General features: G+C 66.8%; 20 protein-coding genes and 4 pseudogenes. 8 read left to right on the top strand and 16 right to left on the bottom strand.

All coding sequences use genetic code 11. From position 1 onward, the window contains the following. Positions 1-11: 11 nt before the first annotated feature. From OUO20_RS06830 to OUO20_RS06820, 3 genes and pseudogenes are all read right to left on the bottom strand, one after another. A complete protein-coding gene (locus OUO20_RS06830) occupies positions 12-923 on the bottom strand; it encodes a MaoC family dehydratase (protein WP_268003139.1) in 912 nt (303 codons plus the stop codon). Further along, a pseudogene (locus OUO20_RS06825) lies at positions 920-2259 on the bottom strand (3-oxoacyl-ACP reductase). Before OUO20_RS06825 ends, OUO20_RS06830 begins: the two are co-directional and overlap by 4 nt. 8 nt (positions 2260-2267) lie before the next feature. Further along, positions 2268-3623: an acetyl-CoA C-acetyltransferase gene (locus OUO20_RS06820; protein ID WP_056390316.1), complete on the bottom strand. Its 1356-nt coding sequence runs from the start codon at positions 3621-3623 to the stop codon at positions 2268-2270. Positions 3624-3642: 19 nt separating this feature from the next. Here OUO20_RS06820 and OUO20_RS06815 point away from each other — a divergent pair. After that, a pseudogene (locus OUO20_RS06815) lies at positions 3643-4411 on the top strand (TetR family transcriptional regulator). Position 4412: 1 nt separating this feature from the next. After that, positions 4413-6527 (top strand): acyl-CoA dehydrogenase family protein, encoded by a 2115-nt coding sequence (locus OUO20_RS06810; RefSeq protein WP_056390309.1) that lies wholly within the window; start codon positions 4413-4415, stop codon positions 6525-6527. A gap of 109 nt (positions 6528-6636) precedes the next feature. On the opposite strand, the gene glgA is transcribed toward OUO20_RS06810, so the two are convergent. Beyond that, on the bottom strand, positions 6637-7842 hold the full coding sequence (gene glgA / locus OUO20_RS06805; protein ID WP_043425351.1) for a glycogen synthase: 1206 nt from the start codon (positions 7840-7842) through the stop codon (positions 6637-6639). Positions 7843-7904: 62 nt separating this feature from the next. On the opposite strand from glgA, the gene glgC reads away from it, so the two are divergent. The 3 genes from glgC to OUO20_RS06790 all read left to right on the top strand — a co-directional run bounded on the left by glgC (position 7905) and on the right by OUO20_RS06790 (position 11380). After that, positions 7905-9353 carry a glucose-1-phosphate adenylyltransferase gene (gene glgC, locus OUO20_RS06800; RefSeq protein WP_268003400.1) on the top strand — a complete coding sequence of 483 codons (1449 nt, stop codon included), beginning with the start codon at positions 7905-7907 and terminating at the stop codon, positions 9351-9353. A gap of 86 nt (positions 9354-9439) precedes the next feature. After that, positions 9440-10891, top strand: coding sequence for an SDR family NAD(P)-dependent oxidoreductase (locus OUO20_RS06795; RefSeq protein ID WP_268003138.1), 1452 nt, complete (start codon positions 9440-9442; stop codon positions 10889-10891). Between the two features lie 18 nt (positions 10892-10909). Next, on the top strand, positions 10910-11380 hold the full coding sequence (locus OUO20_RS06790; RefSeq protein WP_026266057.1) for a pyridoxamine 5'-phosphate oxidase family protein: 471 nt from the start codon (positions 10910-10912) through the stop codon (positions 11378-11380). Between the two features lie 51 nt (positions 11381-11431). On the opposite strand, the pseudogene OUO20_RS06785 reads toward OUO20_RS06790, so the two are convergent. The 3 genes and pseudogenes from OUO20_RS06785 to OUO20_RS06775 all read right to left on the bottom strand — a co-directional run bounded on the left by OUO20_RS06785 (position 11432) and on the right by OUO20_RS06775 (position 14822). After that, positions 11432-12282 (bottom strand): annotated as a pseudogene (locus OUO20_RS06785) (transglutaminase family protein). Beyond that, positions 12279-13205 carry an alpha-E domain-containing protein gene (locus OUO20_RS06780; RefSeq protein WP_013600945.1) on the bottom strand — a complete coding sequence of 309 codons (927 nt, stop codon included), beginning with the start codon at positions 13203-13205 and terminating at the stop codon, positions 12279-12281. Before OUO20_RS06780 ends, OUO20_RS06785 begins: the two are co-directional and overlap by 4 nt. A 60-nt stretch (positions 13206-13265) precedes the next feature. Continuing rightward, on the bottom strand, positions 13266-14822 hold the full coding sequence (locus OUO20_RS06775; RefSeq protein WP_056390300.1) for a circularly permuted type 2 ATP-grasp protein: 1557 nt from the start codon (positions 14820-14822) through the stop codon (positions 13266-13268). A gap of 113 nt (positions 14823-14935) precedes the next feature. Here OUO20_RS06775 and OUO20_RS06770 point away from each other — a divergent pair, with 113 nt between their 5' ends. Then, a complete protein-coding gene (locus tag OUO20_RS06770; protein ID WP_268003137.1) occupies positions 14936-15991 on the top strand; it encodes a YeiH family protein in 1056 nt (351 codons plus the stop codon). Between the two features lie 33 nt (positions 15992-16024). Beyond that, positions 16025-18642: pseudogene (pepN, locus tag OUO20_RS06765) on the top strand (aminopeptidase N). 110 nt (positions 18643-18752) lie between these two features. Here the strand turns inward: pepN and OUO20_RS06760 are convergent. The 7 genes from OUO20_RS06760 to OUO20_RS06730 form a co-directional block, all read right to left on the bottom strand. Then, the gene (locus OUO20_RS06760; protein WP_018771157.1) at positions 18753-19850 is read right to left on the bottom strand and encodes a lipoate--protein ligase family protein; all 1098 of its coding nucleotides are present in this window, start codon (positions 19848-19850) and stop codon (positions 18753-18755) included. A gap of 96 nt (positions 19851-19946) precedes the next feature. After that, positions 19947-20204, bottom strand: a complete 258-nt coding sequence (locus OUO20_RS06755; protein ID WP_018771158.1) for a type B 50S ribosomal protein L31 — start codon at positions 20202-20204, stop codon at positions 19947-19949. A 161-nt stretch (positions 20205-20365) separates the two neighbouring features. After that, the gene (locus tag OUO20_RS06750; RefSeq protein ID WP_056390291.1) at positions 20366-21178 is read right to left on the bottom strand and encodes a TrmH family RNA methyltransferase; all 813 of its coding nucleotides are present in this window, start codon (positions 21176-21178) and stop codon (positions 20366-20368) included. Between the two features lie 7 nt (positions 21179-21185). Continuing rightward, on the bottom strand, positions 21186-21971 hold the full coding sequence (locus OUO20_RS06745; protein WP_268003136.1) for a sulfite exporter TauE/SafE family protein: 786 nt from the start codon (positions 21969-21971) through the stop codon (positions 21186-21188). Positions 21972-21992: 21 nt separating this feature from the next. Then, positions 21993-22778, bottom strand: coding sequence for an ABC transporter ATP-binding protein (locus OUO20_RS06740; RefSeq protein WP_268003135.1), 786 nt, complete (start codon positions 22776-22778; stop codon positions 21993-21995). Positions 22779-22868: 90 nt separating this feature from the next. Further along, a complete protein-coding gene (locus OUO20_RS06735; RefSeq protein WP_268003134.1) occupies positions 22869-23288 on the bottom strand; it encodes a hypothetical protein in 420 nt (139 codons plus the stop codon). Continuing rightward, entirely contained in the window at positions 23285-23530 is a 246-nt protein-coding gene (locus OUO20_RS06730; protein WP_268003133.1) for a hypothetical protein, read from the bottom strand. Before OUO20_RS06730 ends, OUO20_RS06735 begins: the two co-directional genes overlap by 4 nt. A gap of 136 nt (positions 23531-23666) precedes the next feature. On the opposite strand from OUO20_RS06730, the gene serB reads away from it, so the two are divergent. Further along, positions 23667-24560, top strand: a complete 894-nt coding sequence (gene serB / locus OUO20_RS06725; protein WP_268003132.1) for a phosphoserine phosphatase SerB — start codon at positions 23667-23669, stop codon at positions 24558-24560. A 73-nt stretch (positions 24561-24633) separates the two neighbouring features. On the opposite strand, the gene OUO20_RS06720 is transcribed toward serB, so the two are convergent. Both OUO20_RS06720 and OUO20_RS06715 read right to left on the bottom strand, forming a co-directional pair. Further along, on the bottom strand, positions 24634-25398 hold the full coding sequence (locus OUO20_RS06720) for an SDR family oxidoreductase (protein ID WP_268003131.1): 765 nt from the start codon (positions 25396-25398) through the stop codon (positions 24634-24636). 141 nt (positions 25399-25539) lie between these two features. After that, positions 25540-26265 (bottom strand): beta-ketoacyl-ACP reductase, encoded by a 726-nt coding sequence (locus OUO20_RS06715; RefSeq protein ID WP_018771165.1) that lies wholly within the window; start codon positions 26263-26265, stop codon positions 25540-25542. Between the last annotated feature and the right edge of the window lie 76 nt (positions 26266-26341).

Below are 26341 nucleotides of genomic sequence, written 5' to 3'. Positions count from 1 at the left end.
AACCGGGCTGGCTAGAGCGCGGCAACCGTCCCGCTGAAATGGCAGCGCCCGGAGCGGGGACTCCAGGCGACAAAGCGCGAGTGTTTCCATGCCCCTGATCCGCTTTGTTCGGTGGCGATTTCCAGGGCAACCCGGGAGGGCAGGAACACCGGAGCCTCGAACTCCACGTCCCACGTGAAGGAGTCACCGCGGGCAGGGCCGACATCTGCGAGCGCACGCGAGGCCAAGTACATCCCGTGTGCTATCGAACGCCGCATGCCCAGCGCTTTTGCCGACAGCACGCTCAGGTGGATCGGGTTGAAATCCCCGGATACCGCGGCGTAGGCCCGCCCCGTGTCAACGCCCAGGTGCCACAGGGCCGTCGGGTCCGGCGGCGTGAAATCGGCCTTCGGTGGCAGCGCAGTAGGTTTGTCGATTCCGGGCAGGAACACTCCCTTGGCCAGGTAAGTGGAGACGCCCCGCCAATGCACATCCGGCGAGCCGGCAGGGCGCACTTCCGCTACCACGTCCACCTGCGTGCCGGAACGGTGCCCACGGAGGTTTTGCACCCAAGCGGTCATGTCCAGAACGTCCGTGAAGACCAATGGGGACCTTTGTTCGACGCTGTTGTGCAGGTGGATCATGCCCAGCAGGGGCAGCGGGAAGTCGTCGCGGTTAAGGACGCTCATGGCCAGCGGGAATGCGATCGCGTGGATGAAACCGGCAGGCAGGACATCGCTTGCCGTCTCACCGATCAGGTGCTGGTAGGCCGTGAGGTTTTCCACCCCCACCACCACTCCCCTGACTTCATGGCTCTCGGCCGGGAGGACGGCGGAGTCATGTGTGCCCAGGAGCCTGCGCCGTGCCGCCTGGGCGGCGGCGTTGACGTAGAGCTTGGACAAGGACGGCATCTCGGCCAGGATCACCGGCTGTGCGAGCGTCATGCCCCCACCAGGTTTTGCCCGCACACCCGCAGCACCTCCCCGTTGATTCCGCCTGCGGCGTCGCTGGCGAGGAACGCTATGGTCTCGGCGACGTCGGAGGGCAGGCCGCCCTGCTGGAGTGAGTTCAACCGTCGTGCCACTTCACGGACGGCGAAGGGGATGCGCGCGGTCATGTCGGTTTCGATGAATCCGGGTGCCACCGCATTGATGGTGCCGCCCCGGGACGCGAGCAGCGGGGCGCTGGCACGGACCATTCCCACAACTCCCCCTTGGATGCGGCGTAGTTGGTTTGTCCCCGGTTCCCGGCGATGCCGCTGGTGGAGGCAACAGAAACGATACGCGGCGAAGACCGGAAGTGTTCTGAGGCCAGCAGGGCCTCGTTGATCCGGAGTTGGGCGGCGATATTGATGTTGATGACCTGGTTCCACCGCGCCTGGTCCATGTTGGCCAGCAGCTTGTCCCGCGTAACCCCGGCATTGTGCACCACGATGTCCAGACGTCCGTACCGCTGTATGGCGTGGTCGATGATCCGCCGGCCCGCGTCCGCTGCGGTGATGTCGAGCTGCAATGCCGTCGCGCGTACCTCATTGGCTACGGCCGCCAGCTGGTCTCCCGCTGCCGGAATGTCCACCAGGACCAGCGTGGCACCATCGCGGTGCAGCGTCCGGGCAATCTGCGCGCCGATGCCGCGGGCTGCGCCGGTAACTACTGCCACTTTTCCTGCAAGTGGCTTTTCCGGGTCGGCGGGCAGTGCGCCGTCCTCCGTTGAAACCGTGAGGAACTGTCCGTCCACGAACGCTGAACGGCCGGAGAGGAAGAACGTGATGGCACCGAGCGTGCTGGGGCTGGTGGAAGTGGTGCCATCAGCGAGGAGCACACCATTTCCGGTTGCTCCGGCACGCAGTTCCTTGGCAAGGGATCGCAGGAAGCCATCCACCCCCTGGCGTGCTGCTGCAGCGTCGGGAGTGGCAGCTTCCGCCGCCGGGCGGGACAAGGTGATGATCCGGCCCCCGGCCCGCAGGTCGCGGAGGGAACCCGCGGCATCCAACACAGGCTTTTCCAGGTCCGCCGGGTGCCCGAGCTCATCGAGGACCAGAATGATGGCACCCAGTTTTTCGGCCGGAACGGCGTGCCGCCTGACATCGAGGTCCCAGGACAGCAGCTCGGCGGCAAGTTTGTCCGCGCCGGGGGTGTCGCCCAGAACAACGACAGGCCCGGTCACCAGGGGCTGCCCCGGCTCGTAGCGGCGCAGGACAGCGGGCTGCGGAAGGCCGAGTTTCTTTGCGAGGTTGCGGCCTACGCCGCTGTTGACCAGTTGTGCGTATGTGTCAGCCATGCCGTCCCCTACAGAGATTCCAGGATCGCGACGACGCCCTGGCCGCCGGCTGCGCAGACGGACACCAGGCCGCGCGAAGGACGACCTGTGGACGCCGACTTGGCGTGGAGCATCTTGGCAAGCGTGCCGACAATGCGGCCGCCGGTCGCCGCAAACGGGTGGCCCGCTGCCAGCGAGGACCCGTTGACGTTCAGGCGCGAGCGGTCGATGCTGCCAAGAGCACCGTCCAGGCCGAGGCGGGTACGGCCGAATTCCTCGTCCTCCCACGCGGCCAGGGTGCTGAGGACAGTGGCGGCGAATGCTTCGTGGATTTCGAAGTAGTCGAAGTCCGCCAGCGTAAGGCCTTGGCGGGCAAGGAGCCTGGGCACAGCGAACACGGGGGCCATCAGCAGCCCGTCCTTGCCGTGGACAAAGTCCACGGCCGCAGCTTCAGCGTCCACCACTGCTGCCAGCTTCGGCAGGTCGCGGGCATCTGCCCACTCGTCGGACGCCAGCAGCACTGTGGAGGCACCATCGGTCAGTGGGGTCGAGTTTCCTGCCGTCATGGTTGCATCTGCCCCGAGGTTCCGGCCAAACACCGGCTTCAGGGACGCAAGCTTTTCCAGCGATGTATCGGCCCGCAGGTTGGCGTCCCGCGTCAGTCCGCGGTAGGGGGTCATGAGGTCATCGAAGAAGCCGGACTCGTAGGCGGCAGCCAGATTGTGGTGGCTGTTCAGCGCCAGTTCGTCCTGGGCTTCGCGGGAGATCTTCCATTGTGCCGTTGTGAGGGCCTGGTGTTCACCCATGCTCAGGCCGGTGCGGGGTTCTGCCGTGCCCGGGGCCAGCGGTGCCAGGTCCTTGGGCCGGAGGCGGCTCAGGATCTGCAGGCGCTGGGGAAGTGTCTTGGCGCGGTGAAGGTCCAGGATGACCTCGCGCAGCCCTTCGCTGACTACCACCGGCGCGTCGGAGGCTGAGTCCACGCCACCGGCAATGGCCGAGTCGATCTGCCCGAGCTTGATCTTGTTCGCCAGGCCCACCACCGTTTCAAGTCCCGTGGCGCAGGCCTGCTGGAGATCGTAGACCGGGGTCTCGGCGGAAAGTGCCGAGCCCAGCACGGCCTCCCGGGTGAGGTTGAAATCCCTGGAGTGCTTGAGCACGGCGCCGGCGGCCACCTGGCCCATCCGTTCGTCCTGGAGCCCAAAGCGTGCGATCAGTCCGTCCAGGGCAGCTGTAAGCATGTCCTGGTTGGAGGATTTTGCATAAGCGCCGCCGGCACGGGCGAACGGGATCCGGTTGGCCCCTACGATCACTGCCCTCCTGGTTGCCGGGACCCCGGCCGCGATTGATACGTCGGGTGTGGGGGTGGACTGTCCGTCTGTGGACATGGATGGCTCCTCTGGTCACATGTGGTTACCGATACCCAGCGTACCTGATACGCTGGGTATCGTGAACTTTCAGGACACGCGCTTTCCAGCGACGGTTGAGCTGCCGTCTTCCGCCAGCTCTGACGGCCGTTCGGCGCGCTGGCAGAGCCACCGGGAGGAACGGCGCCGCGAACTCATCAAGCAGGCCCGCCGCGCTGTGCACGCACTGGGCAGCGACGCCTCCATGGAGGACATTGCAACGGCGGCAGGAACCTCGAAGTCGGTCTTTTACCGGTATTTCGGGGACAAGGCCGGACTGCAGCAGGCCGTGGGCGAAGTGGTCCTCAGCCAGATGCAGCACCGCATCCAGGAAGCAGCGCAAAGCGCTGTGACCCCCGGGAAGGTTTACTGGCCATGGTCTCGGCATACCTGCAAATGGCGGACACCAGTCCCAACGTGTACACGTTCGTCACGAGCTATGCCCCCGGCGACCCCGCCAACCCGCCGCACCCGTCGGCGGCAGGCGGCCCGCTGGGCCACTTCTTTGACGCAATTGCGGACATGATCGCCACCCCCATGCGGTCGCACCTGGGCGACGACAGCGAAACCGTCATCGGCTACTGGCCCAAGGCGGCAATCGGCCTGGTGCGGAACGCCGGCGAACAATGGCTCAGCACTCCGGACTCCCCTCCAAACCAAGCCAGGAGACCATGGCGCGCCAGATAACCGCCTGGCTGTGCGTGGGCATAGCCCCCGAACTCACTCCCGCCCCACCGACCACCAAGTTATCCGCCAAAGAAGGACTGTGACATGACTGACGTAGTGGACCGCCCCGCCCGCATGGGGCTTCGCCCCGCGGCGACCCCTGCAGCCAAACCCGCAGGCAGCAGCCCTGCCCCCGCCGTCGACGTCGAGGCACTGGGCCGGCAGCTCCTGGGCAAGTGGGCCGACGTGCGGCTCCAGGCAAGGGACCTGGCCGCCAGGCCGGAACTGCACAAGACCGAGGGCCTGACGCACACCGAACACCGCGCCCGCGTGTTCGACCAGCTCAAATACCTTGTGGACAATGAAGCCGTGCACCGCGCCTTCCCGGCGGCACTGGGCGGTTCCGACGACCACGGCGGAAACATCGCAGGGTTCGAGGAGCTGGTGGTGGCTGACCCGTCACTGCAGATCAAAGCCGGCGTCCAGTGGGGACTCTTTGGATCCGCGGTGATGCACCTGGGCACCGCAGACCACCACGCCAAATGGCTGCCGGGAATCATGAACCTCGAAATCCCCGGCTGCTTCGCCATGACAGAGACGGGCCATGGTTCGGACGTGGCCAGCATTGCCACCACCGCAACCTATGACCCCGCCGCCGGGGAATTCATCATCCACACCCCCTTCCGCGCCGCCTGGAAGGACTACATCGGCAACGCCGCCATCGATGGCCTGGGCGCCGTGGTGTTCGCCCAGCTGGTTACCCGCGGGGTTAACCACGGGGTGCATGCCTTCTACGTTGACCTGAGGGACCCCGCCACCAGGGAATTCCTGCCCGGGATCGGCGGGGAGGACGACGGCATCAAGGGCGGCCTGAACGGAATCGACAACGGCCGGCTGCACTTCACCAACGTCCGCATCCCGCGGACGAACCTCCTGAACCGGTACGGCAACGTCGATGCCGACGGGACCTACACGTCGCCCATCGCCAGCCCCGGCCGGCGCTTCTTCACCATGCTGGGAACGCTGGTGCAGGGCCGGGTGTCACTGGACGGTGCCGCCGTCGCAGCTTCCAAAGTGGCCCTGAAAGCAGCCATCCAGTACGCCACCGAACGCCGCCAGTTCAACGCCTCGTCGCACACGGAGGAAGAGGTGCTGCTCGACTACCAGCGGCACCAGCGGCGCCTCTTCACCCGGCTTGCCACCACTTACGCGGCCGGCTTTGCCCACGAGCAGCTCCTGCAGAAGTTCGACGATGTCTTCTCCGGTGCCCACGATACCGACGCGGACCGACAGGACCTGGAAACCCTGGCCGCAGCGCTGAAGCCGCTGAGCACCTGGCACGCCCTGGACACCTTGCAGGAATGCCGGGAAGCCTGCGGCGGCGCCGGCTTCCTGATTGAGAACCGGTTCGCATCACTGCGGGCCGACCTGGACGTGTATGCCACCTTCGAGGGCGACAACACGGTGTTGCTCCAACTGGTGGCCAAGCGTCTGCTGGCCGACTACGCCAAGGAATTCCGCAGCGTGGACTTCGGCGTGCTGGCCCGGTACGTGGTGAACCAGGCTGCCGGCGCAGCTGTCCACCGCACCGGACTGCGCCAGGTGGCCCAGTTCGTGGCCGACACCGGTTCGGTCCAAAAGGCTGCCATCGCGCTGCGGGACGAGGAAGGCCAGCGCGCCCTCCTTACCGACAGGGTGCAGACCATGGTGGCCGAGGCCGCGGCTGCTTTGAAGGGCAGCAAACGGCTGCCGCAGGACCAGGGCGCCGCCTTGTTCAACCGGCACCAGAACGAACTTATTGATGCCGCCCAGGCGCACGCCGAACTGCTGCAGTGGGAGGCGTTCACGGACGCCCTGCAGCAGGTGGACGACCCCGGAACCAGGAAGGTGCTGACCTGGCTGCGGGACCTATTCGGCCTGTCCCTGATCGAGAAGAACCTGGCCTGGTACCTCATGAACGGCCGGCTCTCCATGCAGCGGGCACGCACCGTGGGCGGGTACATCAACCGGCTGCTGGAGAGGATCCGGCCCCATGCCCTGGACCTGGTGGACGCCTTCGGGTACGGCGGGGATCATGTGCGGGCGGCCATCGCAACGGGCGCCGAGAAAACCCGGCAGGACGAGGCCCGGGCCTACTTCCGGAATGAAAGGGCAAGCGGGCAGTCGCCCGTGGACGAGAAAGTCCTGATTGCCAGGACGGCAGCGGCCCGGAAAGCCTGATCAGCCGCCGGCGCGCAGGCCCGGAAAGCACGACGGCGCCGCTCCCCCTGGCTGGGCTGGGGAGCGGCGCCGTCGTTGTTGCCGTCCTTAGGCGTCCGTGGCGGTACGCTCAGCGGGCCGCAGGCAGCACCGAGCGGTAGACCTCAAGGGTGGTCTCCGTGATGGACTCCCAGGAGAAGTGCTTTTCGGCGCGCTCCCGGCCTGCCTCTCCCATTGCGCGGGCCCGTGCGGGATCGGATACCACCTCGGTGAGGGCCTCAGCGAACTCCTTGACGAACTTTTCAGGGTCCAGGGGCGTGCCGGTGCCGTCGGTCACCTGCTCCAGGTCCACCAGGAGTCCGGTCCGGCCGTGCTCAACCACCTCGGGGATACCGCCCGTGGCGCTGGCCACCACGGCTGCCCCGCAGGCCATGGCTTCGAGGTTGACGATGCCCAGCGGCTCATAGATGGACGGGCACGCGAAGGCGGTGGCATGGCTGAGCACCTGGATCAGCTCATGGCGCGGCAGCATCCGTTCGATCAGGACAACGCCTGTGCGCTGCTTCTGCAGCTCTTCGATGAGCGCTGCGGTTTCGGCTGCCAGTTCTGGGGTGTCCGCGGCGCCGAGGCACAGGACCAACTGAACATCGGCGGGAAGCTTCGCCGCCGCCCGCAGGAGGTAGGGGACGCCCTTCTGCCGTGTGTTTCTTCCCACAAAGACGACGCTTGGCTTGGCGGGGTCGATGCCCAGGGCGCGGACGGCGTCGTCGTTTTCATCACGCTGCCAAAGCTCCACGTCGATGCCGTTGTGGACCACGCGGACCTTTGTGGGATCCACGTTGGGGTAGCTGCGCAGGATGTCCTGGCGCATGCCCTCGGAGACGGCGATGATCGCCGCAGCCGCTTCATAGGCCGTCTTTTCCACCCAGGAGGACAGGGCGTAGCCGCCGCCGAGCTGCTCAGCCTTCCAGGGCCGCAGCGGCTCAAGGCTGTGCGCGCTGAGAACGTGCGGGATACCGTGCAGCAGGGAGGCCAGGTGCCCGGCCATGTTGGCGTACCAGGTGTGCGAATGGACCAGGTCCGCGCCTTGGACGTCGGGCACGATTCGCAGGTCCACGCCCAGGGTCTGCACCGCTGCGTTCGCCCCGCCCAGGTCCTCCGGGACCTGGTAGGACGTCACGGTCGCGCCATGGTAGTCGGCGTCGCGGGGAGCCCCAAAAGCACGAACCTGCAGGTCAACGTGCTTGCTAAGCACCCTGCTCAATTCGGCTACATGCACCCCGGCGCCACCGTAGATCTCCGGCGGGAACTCTTTAGTCACAATGTCTATTCGCACAAGACCCAAGGTAGTCCTTCACGCATAACTGTTCTAGTGTGAAGGAGTCCGGGCCTACCGGACTGTCTTGGGGAGTTACGAAGGCGTACAGGAGCGACCATCATGCCGTTAACGAAAAAGTCCTGGCCATTGTCCTCGCAGGTGGCGAGGGAAACAGGCTGATGCCACTGACGGCAGACCGGGCAAAGCCCGCCGTGCCCTTCGCCGGCAGCTACCGCCTCATCGACTTCGCGCTGTCCAACCTGGTCAATTCCCGCTACCTCCAGATCGTGGTGCTGACGCAGTACAAGTCGCACAGCCTCGACCGGCACATCTCCGAGACGTGGCGGATGTCCACCCAGCTGGGCAACTACATCGCTTCGGTTCCCGCCCAGCAGCGCGTAGGCAAGAGCTGGTTCCTGGGCAGCGCCAACGCCATCTACCAGTCCCTGAACCTCATCCACGACGCCAACCCGGACATTGTTGTGGTGGTGGGCGCCGACCACGTGTACCGCATGGACTTCGCCCAGATGGTGGCACAGCACGTGAACAGCGGTGCCAAGGCAACGGTGGCGGCAGTGCGGCAGCCGCTGCACATGGCCGACCAGTTCGGCGTCATCGAAGTGGACCAGAACGATCCCCAGAAGATCGCCGCCTTCGTTGAGAAGCCGTCCTCCACGCCCGGCCTGGCTGCCGATCCTTCACAGTTCCTGGCCTCCATGGGCAACTACGTGTTCGACGCCGATGCCCTGGTGGCTGCGCTGCACGTGGACGCTGAGCGCCTGGACACCAAGCACGACATGGGCGGGGACATCATTCCCTACTTCGTCAACCGCGGCGAGGCCGGCGTTTACGACTTCACGCTCAACGACATCCCCGGCTCCACCGAACGCGACCGCACCTACTGGCGCGACGTTGGCACCATCGACTCCTTCTACGACGCCCACATGGACCTCATCTCCCCGCTGCCGGTGTTCAATCTCTACAACTCCGAATGGCCCATCTACACGCGGCAAAGCATTTCCCCGCCGGCCAAGTTCGTCCGCGGCAAGAACAACACCGTGGGCACGGCGCTGGACTCGATCGTCTCCAGCGGCGTGGTGATCTCAGGCGGCGTGGTGGAAGGCTCCGTGCTGTCCAACGACGTATACGTGGCCACCAGCGGCAGGGTCATCGACTCGGTACTGATGGACAAGGTCCAGGTGGGCGAAGGGGCAGTGATCAACCGGGCCATCCTGGACAAGAACGTCAAGGTGCCAGCTGGTGCCGCCATCGGACTGGATCCGGACCTTGACCGCGCCCGCGGCTTCAAAGTCACCGATTCCGGCATCACTGTCCTTGCCAAGGGCCAGGAAGTCCCTGAGCCGGGCGAAGAGGAACGCCGGCTCGCTGCACGGCACCTCAGCCAGCTGCCCAACGCCGTGAAGGCCGCCACGGACCAGTACCCGAACATGCGCGAGGCCGCGGACAAGGTGGCTGACACGCACGCCGCCGCGGCCGCGGAAGCCGCGCCCGGCGCCAGGGTTTCCTGACCCCGGGCCCTCCCCAAAGGCATCCTGCAGGCCGGGACACCGCTGATGGTGTCCCGGCCTGCGGCGTACGCTGTAAAATTTTCCCAATGAGCTCCCCCGATCTGACCCCTGAGGACATCCAGGCCTGCCTCAAGGTCCTGAACACCATCCACGCCTATGACGAGGAGCACCCGGACTACATCTCGGTACGCCGCGCCACCGGAAAGATGTTCAAGGCCGTCAAGCGCCACCGCAGGGTCACCAAGCGCGACTCGATCGCCGACGCCGACCGGGCCGTCATTGCCCAGACGGCCACCGCCGCACCGGACCGGATCGATGACGAGACCCGCGGCAACAAGCTGGCGCCCTCAGCCACCGGCAAGATTGCGGGCCACCTCATCCGGTCCCGCCCCTGCTACATCTGCAAGCAGCACTACACGCAGGTGGACGCCTTCTACCACCAGCTCTGCCCCGAATGCGCTGCCTTCAGCCACAGCAAGCGCGACGCCCGGACCGACCTGACCGGCCGCCGCGCCCTGCTGACCGGGGGCCGCGCCAAGATCGGGATGTACATCGCCCTCCGGCTGCTGCGCGACGGGGCGCACACCACCATCACCACCCGCTTCCCCAAGGATGCGGCCCGGCGCTTCACCGCCATGGAAGACAGCGGCGAGTGGCTGCACCGGCTCCGGATCGTGGGCATCGACCTGCGCGATCCTGCCCAGGTCATGGCACTGACCGACTCCCTCAACGAGGCCGGTCCACTGGACATCATCATCAACAACGCCGCCCAGACCGTGCGCCGCTCCGGCAACGCCTACAAGCCGCTGGTGGACGCCGAGGACGAGCCGCTGCCCGCGGCGCTTGAAGCGGCCAACGGCGGCCCCGAACTGCTGACCTTCGGCCATGCCCATGACAAGCACCCGCTGGCGCTTGCAGGCAGCGTCACCGAACATCCGGTCCTGGCCGGCGACGCCATCACATCACTGGCATTGTCCACCGGATCCGCATCGCTGGAGCGGATCGCTTCGGGGACCGCCATCGACGCCGGCGGCCTGGTCCCGGACCTTGCCACCATCAACAGCTGGACCCAGGTGGTGGACGAAGTGGATCCCCTCGAGATGCTCGAGGTGCAGCTCTGCAACGTCACCGCGCCGTTCCTGTTGGTCAGCCGCCTGCGCGGGGCCATGAAGCGCTCCTCCGCACGGCGGAAGTACATCGTGAACGTCTCAGCCATGGAGGGCCAGTTCTCCCGCGCCTACAAGGGCCCGGGACATCCGCACACCAACATGGCCAAAGCCGCGCTGAACATGATGACCCGCACCAGCGCCCAGGAGATGCTGGACACCGACGGCATCCTGATGACCGCGGTGGACACCGGCTGGATCACGGACGAACGTCCCCACTTCACCAAGGTCCGGCTCATGGAGGAAGGCTTCCACGCACCCCTGGACCTGGTAGACGGCGCGGCCCGCGTTTACGATCCAATCGTCATGGGCGAAAAGGGCGAGGACCAGTACGGTGTCTTCCTGAAGGATTACAAGCCCAGCCCTTGGTGAAGGGCGTATGCTCACCGCATGAGCAACGAGTCATCTACCCAAGTGCAGAACCTCGAACACCATGAATGCTGGGCCCTGTTGCGTACCGTGTCCGTGGGCAGGCTGGCAGTACTGGTTGAGGGACGCCCGGACATCTTCCCGGTGAACTACACGGTGGACGGCGGCACGCTGGTCTTCCGGACCGGCCAGGGAACCAAACTCTCGGCGGCGACCGGCGACGATGCCGCAGTAGCCGTGGAGGCGGACGGTGTGGACGCCGACACGGGCCTGGCATGGAGCGTGGTGATCAAGGGCACCGCCGCCCTGGTCAAGAGCACCGAGGAGGTGCTGGAGACCTCCCGCCTGTACCTCTTCCCGTGGCAGTCGGGGCGGAAGGACGCATTCGTGCGCATCACCCCGGACTCAGTCACGGGCCGCCGCTTCAAGGTCACTGATCCGATGACATGGTGGACCCAGATCAGCAGCACCGCCAGGACGGCGCCGGAATAGAGCCGGCGGCCCGGGTTCCCCGGCGATGGAAGCCGGGGAACCTGACGTGGCTCAGGCGAGCTGCGTGATCTCCACGCTGACTTTCAAGGCGGACCCGCCGCCTCCGGACAGGATGCCCTTGAGCGGTGGCACGTCACGGTAATCCCGTCCGCGGGCCACCGTGACGTGGAAGTCGCCGGCGGGTTTGTGGTTGGTGGGATCCCAGCTGCGCCAGTCACCGTCCCACCATTCCAGCCACGCGTGCGACTGCCCGGCCACGGTCTCGCCGATGCCGGCGCTGGACCGCGGGTGCAGGTAGCCGGACACATAGCGGGCCGGAATGCCGCAGCTTCGCAGGGCACCGATGGCCAGGTGCGCCAGGTCCTGGCACACGCCCTGGCGCTGGCCCCAGGCTTCCTCCGCATTGGTGGTGACGGCGGTGGAGCCGGACATGTACGTCATCTCCCCCGCATCCAGGCAAAGACGGCCATGGCGGCCTCGTGCGGGTTTTTCCCGGCCACGACGTCCGGGATGATGCCCAGCACTTCGTCGCCCGGCCCGCTTAGCCGGGACTGCGGCAGCCAGTCGCTGAACGCATCCAGCGTCTCCGGGGAGGCAAGGACGTCCCAGCCCACGATGTCCGCTTCAGCCGGGATCTTCTCGGCACGGTGGACTTCCACCGTGATGTTGGAGACCACCTCGAGGTTCTCGTGCGGCATCTGCATGTCGAACGCGGTCACCCTGGTCCCCCAGTAGTCGCGGTACGTGCTCACCGCCGCCTGGGACGGGGACACCTTCACCACGGACTCCAGGACCACCTGCTGCGAATCCGTCAGCGGCGTCATCCGGGCCTCGTTGTAGGACAGGGTCACCCGTTTGTTGTACTTGTAGGCCGTCCTGTGGACGATGCTCAACCGGGTCATGACACTTCTCCCACCCAGGCAAGTTCGTCCGCCTGATTGAAGTACTTACGGGAAATGGCATCCGAGGCCTGGGACACTGCCTTCTGTACACGCTCCATGTGCTCGGGCAGTTCGGACATGAGGTCATCCGTCCGGTGGAACTCAAGGAAGGTCCGGGCCTGCCCCACGATGCGGCGGGCGTCGTTGATGAAGCCCACCCGCTGCGCGGACGGGTCCAGCTTGGCCAGGCACTCGTCGGCGTCCCGCAGCGCGTAGACGATGGAGCGGGGGAACAGCCGGTCCAGCAGCAGGAATTCGGCGGCGTGCTGGTCCCCGAATGCCGCCCGGCGGGTGCGCAGGAAGGATTCATAGGCACCGGCGCAGCGCAGCATGTTGACCCAGGACATGCCGGCGGAGAGCACGTCGCGGGTGGACAGCATCCTGGCCGTCATGTCCGCGCGTTCCAGCGAACGGCCCAGGACCAGGAAGAGCCAGCTTTCGTCATGGCTCACTGTGGTGTCGGCAAGGCCGCTGACCATGGCGGTGCGCTCCAGGGTCCAGTTGCAGAAGCGGTAGGTGCCCACCACGTCCTTGCGGTGCTGGCTCAAGCCGTAATAGGTGGTGTTCAGGCTCTCCCAGAGGCCCGAGGACACGGTTTCGCGGGCACGGCGGGCATTCTCACGGGCAGCACCCAGGGAGCCGGCGATGGACGTGGCGCTGGTCTTGTCGTAGGCCAGGGCATGGAGCAGTTCCGGCAGGCCGAAGTCCTCGCTCTGCGGCCGGGCACCCATGACCGCCAGCAGTTCCTGGGCCACGCTCTTGCGCTCCTCCATGGGGAGGTGGTTCAGGCGTTCCAGGTGAACGTCAAGGATGCGGGCGGTTCCGTCCGCCCGTTCGACATAGCGGCCGATCCAAAACAGGGACTCGGCAATACGGCTAAGCATTCGCGGCTACCTCCAGCGTGCCCGGAACAGTGAAAGGGATATGCCCGACGGCGGCGCGGCTCACTGCTGCTGCTCCGACTGGCGGTCGCGCCAGTTGCTTTCCACCGGCCACACGGAGACCCGTTCACGGACCGTGACGGACTGCCGGGGCACGGTTTCCACCGGCATCTGGGGTGAATCGGCCAGGACCCAGGTGTCCTTGGATCCGCCGCCCTGGCTGGAGTTGACGATCAGGGACCCTTCCTTCAGTGCCACGCGGGTCAGGCCGCCCGGGAGCACCCAGACGTTGTCGCCGTCGTTCACGGCAAAGGGCCGCAGGTCCACGTGCCTCGGGCCGAATTTGTCCCCGCCCAGGGTGGGAACGGTGGAGAGCTGCAGTACCGGCTGGGCAATCCAGCCGCGGGGGTCCGCGATGATCCGCTGCCGGAGGGCGTCCAGTTCGTCCTTGGAGGCATCCGGACCGATGACCAGGCCCTTGCCGCCGGAACCGTCAACGGGCTTGACCACCAGCTCCGCGAGGTTGTCCAGGGTGTACTCCCTGGCCTCCTTTTCCTCCAGGCGGAAGGTGTCCACGTTGGCGATGATGGGTTCCTCGCTGAGGTAGTAGCGGATCAGGTCAGGCACGTAACTGTAAACCAGTTTGTCGTCGGCCACGCCATTGCCCACCGCGTTGGCGATGGTGACGCCGCCGGCGCGGGCGGCATTCACCAGTCCGGGGCAGCCGAGCATGGAATCGGAGCGGAACTGGAGCGGGTCAAGGAAGTCGTCGTCGATCCGCTTGTAGATGACATCCACGCGCTGTTCACCGGCCGTGGTGCGCATGTAGACGCGGTTTCCGCGGCAGATCAGGTCGCGGCCCTCCACCAGCTCAACGCCCATCAGGCCGGCCAGGAGGGTGTGTTCGAAGTAGGCGCTGTTGAACACCCCGGGCGTCAGGACGACGACGGTGGGATCGTCCACGCCCGCGGGTGCGGTCTTGCGCAGGGCGGAGAGCAGGCGGCGCGGGTATTCCTCGACGGGCCGGATGAGCTGCTGGCCGAAGGCCTCGGGCAGGCCCTTGGCCATGGCACGCCGGTTCTCCAGCACGTAGCTGACGCCGGAAGGGACGCGGACATTGTCCTCCAGGACCCGGAAAGTGCCCGCGGCATCGCGGACCACGTCGATGCCGGAGATGTGGACCCGGACCCCGCCTGCCGGCTCGAAGCCGTGGACCTGCCGGTGGAAGTGGGCGCTGGTGGTCACCAGCTGGCGCGGGATCACGCCATCGGACACCACGGTCATCTTGTCGTAGACGTCGTTCAGGAAAGCTTCCAGGGCGCGGACGCGCTGGGCAACGCCCTTTTCCAGTACGTCCCATTCGGCCGCCGGGATGACCCGGGGAACGATGTCCAGCGGAAAGGGCCGCTCCTCGCCCGCGTAGTCGAACGTCACCCCGCGGTCCAGGAAGGTGCGGGCCATGGAGTCGGCGCGCGCGCTGACGTCCGCCAGGGAGAGCTTCCGGAGCGCGTCCGCCACCTGCCCGTACGAGTCCCTGGCCTGCTGCCCCGGGGCGAACATCTCGTCGTAGGCTCCGGTGCGGCCTGCGGCCTCGGAGTAATCCTGGAATAGGTCTGACATGTCCAATAGCCAACCATCTTTTTGTTTCGAATTCATTACTGCCATCCATTCTGGCGTGTTGGCGCCAATGGCCCGGTTCGTACTTTACGGGCACTGTCGGGCACAGTAGGTGAGTGCCAGTCAGCAGAAGCCTTCCAGCGCCGGGCCACGGCGGTTCCGGACCCGGGATTGCCCGGCTGGTTCCGGGTCTGCTGACCGCCGCTGCCGCCGTCGCGGCGGCGTTCCTGGTGCATGGGCTGCTGCCGGCCCTTCCTGCCATGACCCTGGCCGTGGTTCTCGGCGTGCTCGCCGCCAACCTGCCCTGTGCCGGCGGCTGGACGGCGGGCCGGGCCCGCCCGGGACTGGACTTCGCCGGCAAGCACCTGATGCGCGGTGGAATCGTACTCCTTGGCCTGAAGGTCAGTGTCATGGACGTCCTGGGCCTGGGGTGGCTGGCACTGGTCCTGATCGTGGGCGTCGTGGCCGCCAGTTTCGGCGGGACGTACGCGATCTCGCGCCTGTTCCGCCTCCCGCCCGTGACGTCACTGCTGGTGGCCACCGGATTCTCCATCTGCGGTGCCTCCGCCATTGGCGCCATAGCCGCGGTCCGGCGCATCCGGCATGTGGAAACCGTCCTGCCCGTGGCCCTGGTCACCCTTTGCGGGACGCTGGCCATCGGCGTCCTGCCCCTCCTCGCCCAGCCCCTGGGACTCACGGCCGCAGTCTTCGGGGCGTGGACCGGCGCGTCGGTCCACGACGTGGGCCAGGTGGTGGCCACGGCGCAAACCGCAGGTACCGCTGCCCTGGCGGTCGCCGTCGTCGTTAAGCTCACCCGCGTGCTGCTGCTGGCGCCCGTCGCCGCCCTGGCGGGTGCGCATCACCGCAACGGCGTGCGGGCCTTGGGCGCCGAGGGCGTGACAGCGGAAATGCCTCCGCTGGTGCCGCTGTTCGTGGTGGGCTTTGTTGCCATGGTGGGCCTGCGCTCCACGGGCTGGCTGTCCGGCGGCTGGCTGGACCTCGGGGCCACGCTGCAGGACATCCTGTTGGGTGCGGCCCTGTTTGGCCTTGGCTCTGCGGTGCGGATCCGCACCCTGCTCCACACGGGCGGGCAGGCACTCCTGGCGGCCCTCGCGTCCTGGCTCCTGATCGCCGTGTTGGGCCTGGGTGCCGCCTTCCTGATCGCCGGCTGAGCCAATGAATCAGCACCGTGATTAGATAGCCGGGTGTCACATGAGAATCTGCAGCGCCGTGAAGCCGCTGAACGTTCAGCTCTTGTCAGCACCACCAGTTACGACATCTCCCTGGATGTGCGGCAGGCAGCGGATCCGGCGGTCCCCGGGTACACCAGCCGCAGCGTCATCACCTTCACCGCAAATCCCGGTGCCACCACGTTCCTGGATTTCATCGGCAGCGACGTGCACAGCGTGTTCCTCAACGGCAAGGGGTTGCGGGTGGACGACGTGGTGGACGGCGCACGGATCCGGCTGGACAACCTGCGGGCCGAAAACCAGGTCACGGTCACCGGAACAGCGCTGTACAGCCGCTCCGGCGAAGGCATGCACCGGTTCGTGGACCCCGCGGACGGCCAGTGCTACCTGTACACGCAGTACGAGCCCGCCGATGCCCGCCGGGTCTTCGCGAACTTCGAACAGCCCGACCTGAAGGCAACCTTCACCTTCCATGTGATGGCCCCTGCCGGGTGGCACGTTGCCTCCAACGGCGCCGAGGCCAACCGCACCCTGCTGACCAGCGATCCGGCCAGCGCGTGCTGGGACTTCGCCACCACCCTGCCCATGTCCACGTACATCACCACGGTCCTGGCCGGTCCGTATTTCAAGGCCGAGGACCGCTGGCAGGCCACGCTCGACGACGGCACCAGCCTGGACGTCCCGCTCGCCCTCTACTGCCGCGCGTCCATGGCGGACTCCTTCGACACCGCGCAGCTCTTCAGCCTGACCAAGAAGGGCCTCGACTTCTTCAACCGCCTCTTCGACTTTCCCTACCCCTGGGGCAAGTACGACCAGGCGTTCGTCCCCGAATACAACCTCGGCGCCATGGAGAACCCGGGGCTCGTCACCTTCACGGAGAGCTACGTGTTCACGTCGCGGGCCACGGACGCCCAGTACCAGGCGCGGGCTAACACGCTCATGCACGAAATGGCGCACATGTGGTTCGGCGACCTGGTGACCATGCAGTGGTGGGATGACCTGTGGCTGAAGGAATCCTTTGCCGACTACATGGGAACGCTCGGTGTTGACCGGGCCACGGACTGGGACACGGCCTGGGTCAACTTCGCCAACAAACGCAAGGCATGGGCCTACGTGCAGGACCAGCTCCCCACCACCCATCCCATCGTGGCGGACATCCCGGACCTTGAGGCTGCCAAACAGAACTTCGACGGGATCACCTACGCCAAGGGCGCCTCGGTCCTCAAGCAGCTGGTGGCCTACGTCGGCTTCGACGCCTTCATCGCCGGGTCGCGGGAGTACTTCCGGAAGCACGCCTACGGCAACACATCCCTGGCCGACCTCCTCGCGGCCCTGGCTGCCGCCTCGGGGCGGGACCTGTCCGAATGGGCCCGGCAGTGGCTGCAGACCTCCGGAATTTCCCGCTTGTCCCTGGACCTCGGATCCGCCGGCGGGAAGGACGACGACGGCGTGCCGGGCCGGGTGGCCATCGTCCAGGAAGCAGTGGACCCGGTGACGGGACGTGAGGAGCTGCGCCCCCACCGCCTCCGGGTGGGCTCCTACGATTTTGACCCCGACGGTGCACTGGTGCGGACCGGAAGCATCGAAACGGACGTGGCCCGCGCGCGGACCGGGCTCCCCCAGCTCGCCGGGCAGCCGCGGCCGGCACTCCTGCTGGTCAATGACGAGGACCTGACGTACGCCAAGGTGCGGCTTGATCCGGTGTCCGAAGCCACGGTCCGTGCATCCCTGGACCGGATCAAGGACCCCATGGCCCGCGCCCTCTGCTGGACTGCACTGTGGAATTCCGCCCGCGACGGCGAAAGCCCGGCGAGCCAATATGTTGACGCCGTGGCCGCCTTCGGTCCGGCTGAGACGGGCATCGGGGTGCTGCTGAACATCCTGGACAATGCAACTACCGCCGTCGAACGCTACACCCCGGCGGACACCCGTGACAGTGTTCGTGCTTCCTTCCTGGCGGCAGCCATAGCGGAGCTGGACCGGGCGGTCCCGGGCTCCGACGCGCAGCTTGCCTGGGCGCGCACCCTTGCCACCCTCAGCCGGCACGATGCAGCAGCGCTCCCCGGCTCCGCGGCCTGCTGGACGGCACGTTCCCCGTGGAGGGCCTGGCGGTGGACGCCGAGCTGCGCTGGCAGCTCTGGCATGCGCTGGCCGCTAACGGGCAGGCCAGCGCGGCCGGGCTCGACGCCGCGCTGGCGCGGGACACCACGGCCTCAGGCCGGGCCGGACACGCAACTGCCATGGCATCCCGCCCCGACCCGGAGGTCAAGGCAGCGGCCTGGGAGGCCGCGGTCCAGGGGAGTGAGCTCTCCAACCAGCTCCTCACCGCCACCATCACCGGCTTCACCACCGCGCCGCCGGCCTTGTTGGAGCTGTACGTGGAGCCGTACTTCGACTGCCTGCGCACTGTCTGGGATGAGCGCACCATCGAAATCGCCAGCCGGATTGTCCGCGGACTCTATCCCGCAGCGCAGGACCTGGCGGCGGGCACACGCCCCGAAGACCACCCGGTGGTCCGCCGGACGGACGACTGGCTGGCCGCCAACCCCGACGCACCGCACGCCCTGCGCCGGATCATCATCGAGCAGCGCAGCCACCTGCTGCGGGCACTCACCGCGCAGGCCGCCGGGTAATCTGAGCGCTAACGGCGGTGCCAATGGACCCGCCTTGCGCAGTGAAGGCCGGGGCCGGTGCGCACGGGCAGTCCCCGCGCATCGAACCCTAAGGCCAGGGCGCTGCCCGGTTACGGGACCCGGTGGAGCCATTCCCTGGTGCCGAACTTGGCGGCCACCCGTTCCTCGGCGGCCGCCAGTTCGTGTCCCGCCAGCTCTGACGGCGTTGCCCCGTAACGCTCGCTGAAGACCGCCATCATCGCCTCGATGATCGCCGTGCGTGCCAGGCCAGTCTGGCGCCGCAGCGGGTCCACCCGCTTCTTGGCGCTGCGGGTGCCCTTGTCGGAGAGCTTCTCCTTGCCGATCCGCAGGACCTCCACCATTTTGTCGGCGTCGATGTCATAGCTCATGGTGACATGGTGGAGCATGCCGCCATTGGCCAGGCGCTTCTGTGCGGCGCCGCCGATTTTTCCCTGGTCCGTGGCAATGTCATTAAGCGGGATGTAGAAGGCGTTGATGCCAAGCCGTTCCAGTGCGGCCATGACCCACGCGTCCAGGAAGGGGTAGGAGTCGGCGAAGCTGAGCCCGTCCACCAGGGTCTGCGGCAGGTAGAGCGAATACGTGATGCAGTTGCCGGCCTCCATGAACATCGCTCCCCCGCCGCTGATCCGGCGGACCACGTTGATGCCATGCCTGGCAACGCCGTCGGGGTCCACCTCGTTCTGCACGGACTGGAAGCTGCCGATGACCACGGACGGCTCCTGCCAGTCCCAGAACCGCAGCGTGGGCGTGCGAGCCCCCGCGCCGACGGCCTCGGTGAGCACCTCGTCCAGGGCAACGTTGATTTCGGTGGGAAGCACGGTGGGCGCAATGACGTTCCACTCGTGGTCTCCCCAGGAGGTTGCCTTGGCCAGGGCACGGCGGACCGTGACGGCAACGGCGTCCGCGGAGAAGCCGAACAGCACGGCTCCGGCCGGCAGTGCGGCCGTGACGGCGGCTGCGAGGTCCTTGGCGGGCGTGGTGTCCGGCAGGCCGGTCAGTGCGCGGTTAATGTCCTCCAGTGCCTCGTCCGGCTCCAGGAAGAAATCCCCGCTGACGGAGACGCCGGACAAGGCACCGTCCACCACGGCCAGGTCAACCACCACGAGCTTGCCGCCCGGAACCTTGTACTCGCCGTGCAGGCGCTGGTTGCTGGCGGCATCATGGGCAGGAATATGCGGCTCGGTCATGCTTTCCATCCTGCCCCAGAAAACGGGTGCACGGTTAAAGCGGAATGCCCGCGCCGTTGCCGGTGCGGGCATTCCATCAGACCTTGGGGAAGAAATTTACTTCTTGCCGCCGAAGCCCTTGAAGCGAGCGTTGAAGCGCTCGACGCGGCCTGCAGAGTCCATGATGCGCTGCTTGCCCGTGTAGAACGGGTGGGACTCGGAAGAGATTTCGACGTCGATGACCGGGTAGGTGTTGCCGTCTTCCCACTCGATGGTCTTGTTGGAAGACACGGTGGAGCGGGTCAGGAACTTGGTGCCGGAGGCCAGGTCGTTGAAGACAACAGCTTCGTACTTCGGGTGTGTATCAGACTTCATAATGGGACCTTTGTTCGCGCAGCTGGATTTTGCCAGCTGCCAGGTATGAATGGGATGGCTGGGATCTGTTGCATCAGCCGAAGCTGAAAAAGCAGGACAACCAGCTATTCATCATAGCGGATGCGGGAGGGGCTGACGAACCGGTTCACCTGCGGCTTCGCCTACCCCTTCCGCGCCCGGAGCTCCCAGAACGCCACGGCCGAGGCGGCAGCAACATTGAGGGAATCCACACCGTTGCGCATGGGGATTTTGACGGCGAGGTCGACGGCGGCGAGGGTCTGGGGGCTCATGCCGGCGCCTTCGGTGCCGAGCACCAGGGCGAGCCTGTCCACGTTGCGCGAGGCGACGGCGTCGACGTCCTCCGCGTCCGGCGTCAGCTCCAGTGCGGCAACCGTGAAGCCGTGGTCCTTGAGCACCTGGAGGTCGCCCGGCCAGTCCTGCAGGCGCGCCCAGGGAACCTGGAACACCGTGCCCATGCTGACCCTGACGCTGCGCCGGTACAGCGGGTCCCCGCACCGGGGTGAGACCAGGACGGCGTCGATGTCCAGCGCCGCGGCAGAACGGAAGATGGCGCCCACATTGGTGTGGTCCACAATGTCCTCCAGCACGGCCACACGCCGCGCTCCGGCCAGGAGATCCGGCAGCGGCACCGGCGCAGGGCGCTGCATGGCCGCCATGGCGCCGCGGTGCAGGTGGAAACCCGTGATTTCCTCCAGCAGGGCTGCCGAGCCAATGAAGGCCGGGACGTCGGGATATGCCTGGAAGACGTCGCCGAGGTCCGCCATCCACTTCTCCGCCAGGAAGAACGAGCGCGGCTGGTGGCCCGCAGCCAGCGCCCTGCGAAGGACCCTCGACGACTCGGCGATGTACATTCCCTCGGCGGGTTCGCGGAGCTTGCGGAGGTGTACGTCCGTCAGGGTGGTGTAGTCGCTGACCCGCGGGTCATCGGCAGAGTCGAGGTAGTGGAAGGTCACCGGGTGATTATTTCAGCAGGTTGGCGGTCATGACGGCCAGCGCCACGATGCCCAGGCTGAAGATCACCGCGCGGAGGACGCGCGGCGAAAGCTTCCGGCCTACCTTCGAGCCCAGCAGGCCGCCGATGGTGGAGCTGACCGCAATGAGCAGCACCACCAACCAGTTGATCCGGTCGAAGGCGAACAGCAGGTAGGAGATGGCCGCCACCATGTTGACGCCGAGCACCAGGATGTTCTTCATGGCGTTGGCGTTCTGGATGGTGCCGGTGAGGAAGACACCAAGGATTCCGACCAGCAGGATTCCCTGGGCAGCCACGAAGTAGCCGCCGTACACGCCGGCAAGGTACACCAGCACTATGAGGAGGATCCCGTGGCGCTTGTCCCGGACGGCGTGCTCCGGGTTGGCCTCGCGGTTGCGCACCCAGTCCTGGAGCCGCGGCTGGAACACCACCATCAGCAGCGCCAGGACCAGGAGGACCGGCGCAACGTAGTGGAACACCTTCTCCGGCAGGTGCAGCAGGAGCCAGGCGCCGGTGACGCCGCCCAGGACCGACGCCGGCAGCAGGCGCAGCACCTGCCGTCCCCGGCCGGCCAGCTCGCGGCGGTATCCGAAAGCCCCGGCGCCCGTTCCGAAGACCAGGCCCATGGCATTGCTCATGGAGGCGGTGACGGGTGCCACGCCCAGGGCGATGAGCACCGGGAAGGTGACCAGGGTGCCGGACCCGACCACCGCGTTGATGGTGCCCGCCCACAGGCCGGCGATGAACACAATGATGCTGCTGAAGAGTTCCACGGTAGTTGGCGCAGGCCGGCTCTAGCGGCGGGCTGTGGCGGTGTAGCGCCCGGCGTTTTCGGTCACCGACAGCGGCAGGCCGAAGGTGGTGCTCAGGTGCTCTTCGGTCAGCACCTTGGTGATGGGACCGGCGGCCACCACGCCGCCGTCACGCAGCAGCATGGCGTGCGTGAAACCCGGAGGGACTTCCTCGAGGTGGTGCGTGACCAGGACCATGGCCGGCGCGGCCTCGTCGCTGGCGAGTTCGCCCAGCTTGTGGACCAGCTCTTCGCGGCCGCCCAGGTCCAGGCCGGCGCCCGGCTCGTCCAGGAGGAGCAGTTCGGGGTCCGTCATGAGGGCCCGGGCGATCTGGACGCGCTTGCGCTCGCCTTCGGACAGGGTGGCGAAGGTCCTGTTGAGGAGCGGCCCCATGCCCCAGTCGTTCAGCAGTCGGAACGCGCGGCGTTCGTCGTCGCGCTCGTAGCCTTCGCGCCAGCGGCCGGTGACGCCGTAGGCCGCGGTGACCACCACGTTCAGGACGTTCTCCTGTTCGGGGATCTGGGTGGCGAGGGCTGCGGACGAGAGGCCGATGCGCGGGCGGAGTTCGAAGACGTCGACGCGGCCCAGGACTTCGTCGAGGATGCCCGCGGTGCCGCTGCTCGGGTGGAGCCGGGCCGCCGCGATCTGGAGGAGGGTGGTTTTGCCGGCGCCGTTGGGGCCCAGGATGACCCATCGTTCGCCTTCATTGACCTGCCAGTCAACCTTGTCCAGCAGGGTTTTCTTACCTCGGACAACGCTGACGGAGTCCAGTTCCAGAACATCACTCATAGGAGTAGACACTAGGACAAAAAACAAGATGACTGATAACCGGTGTGAAGGCCCCTAAGTGGCAGTCTCCGGCTGGCGCCGGCTTTGCCCTCAACCGCCGTCCTGGGCTCCGGCCGCCGGCACAGTTCCGGAACGCAGCCTGCCGCCCAGGTACTGCCCTGCCCTGTAATACCAGTAGGGCCAGGCCAGCCACGCTGCGCCCGCCGCCGCTGCCCCGGCCGCCATCAGTGCCGTCCGCAGCCACGCCGGCCGCTCCACGGAGAAGCCTGCTGCAGCCAAGGCAAATCCAAACAGCATTCCACCGCCGATGGCGCGCCCCAATCCGGACAGGCTGCGCGGATAGTCCTCCACCCTGCGCAGCCGGGCGTGGATGGCCAGGAACCACGCGCCCTGCAGGGTGATGGACGCGACGGAAACAGCGGTGGAAGTGTTGAAATCAAGCAATCTCAGGACAAGCAGTGCGGAACTGGCAGCACCTGCAGCGCAGGCTGAAACCGTGAGCCAGGTCATTGGCTCCGTCCACACCGCACGGGGCGCCCTTCGGTGGACTTGAAGGATGACCGGAATGGCCAGCACGTTGAACGCAGCGCCGGTGGCGTCGTTGATGGTGCCGAATACGTAAGGGCCGCCCCGGGGACCTCGACGGCGTACATGGCCCCCAGGGTCACCGCGCCCAGGGCCCCGGCGGCTGCCGCGGCGTAGGCGCACACTGCTGCGGTCCTGTCGCCGGGAATCGTGGTTGGCTGGTCCATCTGTGTCTCCTGGTGTCAGGACGCGTCCGTCGGAAACCCAGCCACGATTATGGTAGGCCCGGCAGCAGTGCCGGCGCTATCCGCCTGTCCGCAACGAATTCCGGTCGTCCGGTCGGCGCTGGCTAAGATTGCAGGCATGACTTCGAACGTGACTGCGGTCAGCTATGGCCTCAATGTGACCCCCACCGGGCTGGAGGAGCTGCGTTCCGTCCTTGCATCGCACGGCGCCCAGGTGGTGTCCGAATCGTCTCCGGCGGACGACCGGTACCAGGTCCGCATCCTCGAACTGGCCCTTCCGGACGTGACCGCGGCGGCGCTCGCCGCCCTGCGCCGGTCCGTGGCGGACGCCGCGACCGGAGATTTCGACACGGCGCTTGTTCCAGCCGGTCTTCGGGCCGCTGCCCGGAAGCTGCTGATCATGGATGTGGATTCCACCCTGATCCAGCAGGAGGTCATCGAACTCCTGGCCGCCTACGCCGGCAAACGCGAGGAAGTCGCGGCTGTCACGGAAGCTGCCATGCGCGGCGAACTGGACTTCGCCCAGAGCCTGCACGCCCGGGTGGCGGTGCTCGCGGGGCTGCCGGCCGACGTCGTCCATTCCGTGCGCCACGAAGTGAAGCTCAGCGAAGGCGCCGGGGAGTTGGTGGCGGCGTTCAAGGCGGCCGGCCACATTGTGGCCGTGGTCTCCGGCGGGTTCAACCAGATCCTTGAGCCGATTGCCGCCGACCTGGGCCTGGACTACTGGCAGGCCAATGAACTTGAAATCGTTGACGGCGTGCTGACCGGCAGGGTGCTGGGCGCGGTGGTGGACAGGGCCGCCAAGGAGAAGTACCTGCGGGAGTGGGCCGCGGCGGAGGACATCGCCCTGGAGCACACCGTGGCTGTAGGCGACGGCGCCAACGACCTGGACATGCTCGGCGCTGCGGGGATCGGGGTGGCGTTCAACGCCAAGCCTGCCGTGTGCGCCGTGGCCGACGCAGCCCTGAACATGCCGTACCTGGACGCCGTCCGCCACGTGGCCGGCGTCTGACCCTGCTGGCGCCTTAAATGGCTGTGGCTCCCGCCGCCGGATTGCCCGGCAGCGGGAGCCACGTTCCTGGTACCTAGCTGGAAGGCTGCTGGGCGCCCTTGCCGAAGTAGTCGGCTCCGCCGGCGTACTCGGTGTGGCCGGATTCGACGTCGGCCGTTGCCATGCCGGCCACCACCTGGGCGAACTCCTCCACGGAGTACAGTTTCCCGGCTTCCGCGCGGCGGGCCTCAATGGCGCCCGGGGTGGAGCGGTCCAGGAGCGTGGCGGTGACGGTGCCTTCGATCATGTCGCCGGACACCACCACCAGGGAGATGCTCTTCTCCGCCAGGTTGGGGATCAGGCCGCGCAGGGCATCCTCACCGGCTCGCTTGCTGCGGGCCACGGGCTCATAGGCCGGCATGGTGGGGACGGTGTTGATGAAGTGGGCCTGGTGGCTGGTGACGAACACCACGCGGGATCCTTCCTTCATCAGGGGCACTGCGGCGTTGAGCATGTTCACCTGGGCGTCGCGGTTGAGCTTGAGGGCGTAGTCCTCCCCCATGCCGGTTTCCATGCCGCCGGAGGCGTTCAGCACCAGGATGTCCAGCGATCCGAAGTTCTCCATGGCGGCACTGGCGAGGGCCTGCACGCCCTCCTGCGTGGTGAGGTCGGCGCCGACGGCGACAGCGCGTCCGCCGGCGGCTTCAATTCCCTGCACCACCTTGTTGGCGCGGGGCGCCTTCTGGCGGTAGTTGACCACGACGGCGGCCCCCTCCGAGGCGAGGATCTTTGCTACGTCGGCGCCGATGCCCCGCGATGATCCCGTGACGATGGCCGTCTTGTTGTCCAGCAGTCCCATTCGAGCTTCCTTTGTTCAAAACATCTAAATCGTTGTGGTCTGCAGTCCATCATGCCAGCGGCTGTTGCCGATATCCCTTGTGCGGCTCCGACAAATAAGCGCCGCCCGGCTAGTTTCCTGCAGGGGCAAGGTCCGGACGAGTCAGTGGCCCATGCCCAGGCCGCCGTCCACGGGGATGACCGCGCCGGAGATGTAGGCGGCCTCGTCGCTGGCGATCCACCGGACCACGTTGGCCACCTCGGACGCTTCGGCAAAGCGCCCGGCGGGGATGCTGGCCAGGTAGTCCTTCTGGGTGGCTTCGGGGAGCTCGGCGGTCATGTCGGTGTTGATGAAGCCGGGAGCGACCACGTTGGCCGTGATGCCGCGGGAGCCGAGTTCGCGGGTGAGGGACCGGGCGATGCCCACCAGGCCGGCTTTGGAGGCGGAGTAGTTGATCTGGCCCGGGGCGCCGTAGAGACCGGAGACGGACGAGATCAGGACCACGCGGCCCTTGCGAAGCCGGATCATGCCCTTGGAGGCACGCTTGATGACACGGAAGGCGCCGGTCAGGTTGGTGTCGATGACGGAGGTGAAGTCGTCCTCGCTCATGCGCAGGAGCAGGGTGTCCTTGGTGATCCCGGCGTTGGCCACCAGCACTTCCACCGGGCCGTGGGCAGCCTCCACTTCTTTGAACGCTGCGTCAACGGAAGCCTCATCGGTGACGTCCGCCTTGACCCCGAGGATGCCGTCAGGCAGCTGGGTTTCGCTGCGGTAGGTCACCGCCACCTTGTCACCGTTAGCCAGGAACGCCTGGGCGATGGCCAAGCCGATGCCGCGGTTGCCGCCTGTGATCAGGACGCTGCGGGGCGCGGAAGCTGTTTCAGTCATAGAGGGGCTCCGGATTCTGCGGCAGGCTGCGCCGCGGTAGCGGGTGTGGTTTGGGCTGCCTCCGATCTTAGCGGCA

Source organism: Arthrobacter sp. FX8 (genome assembly GCF_026723805.1).
GTDB lineage: Bacteria > Actinomycetota > Actinomycetes > Actinomycetales > Micrococcaceae > Arthrobacter.
This window is presented reverse-complemented; position numbering and strand designations above follow the sequence as displayed.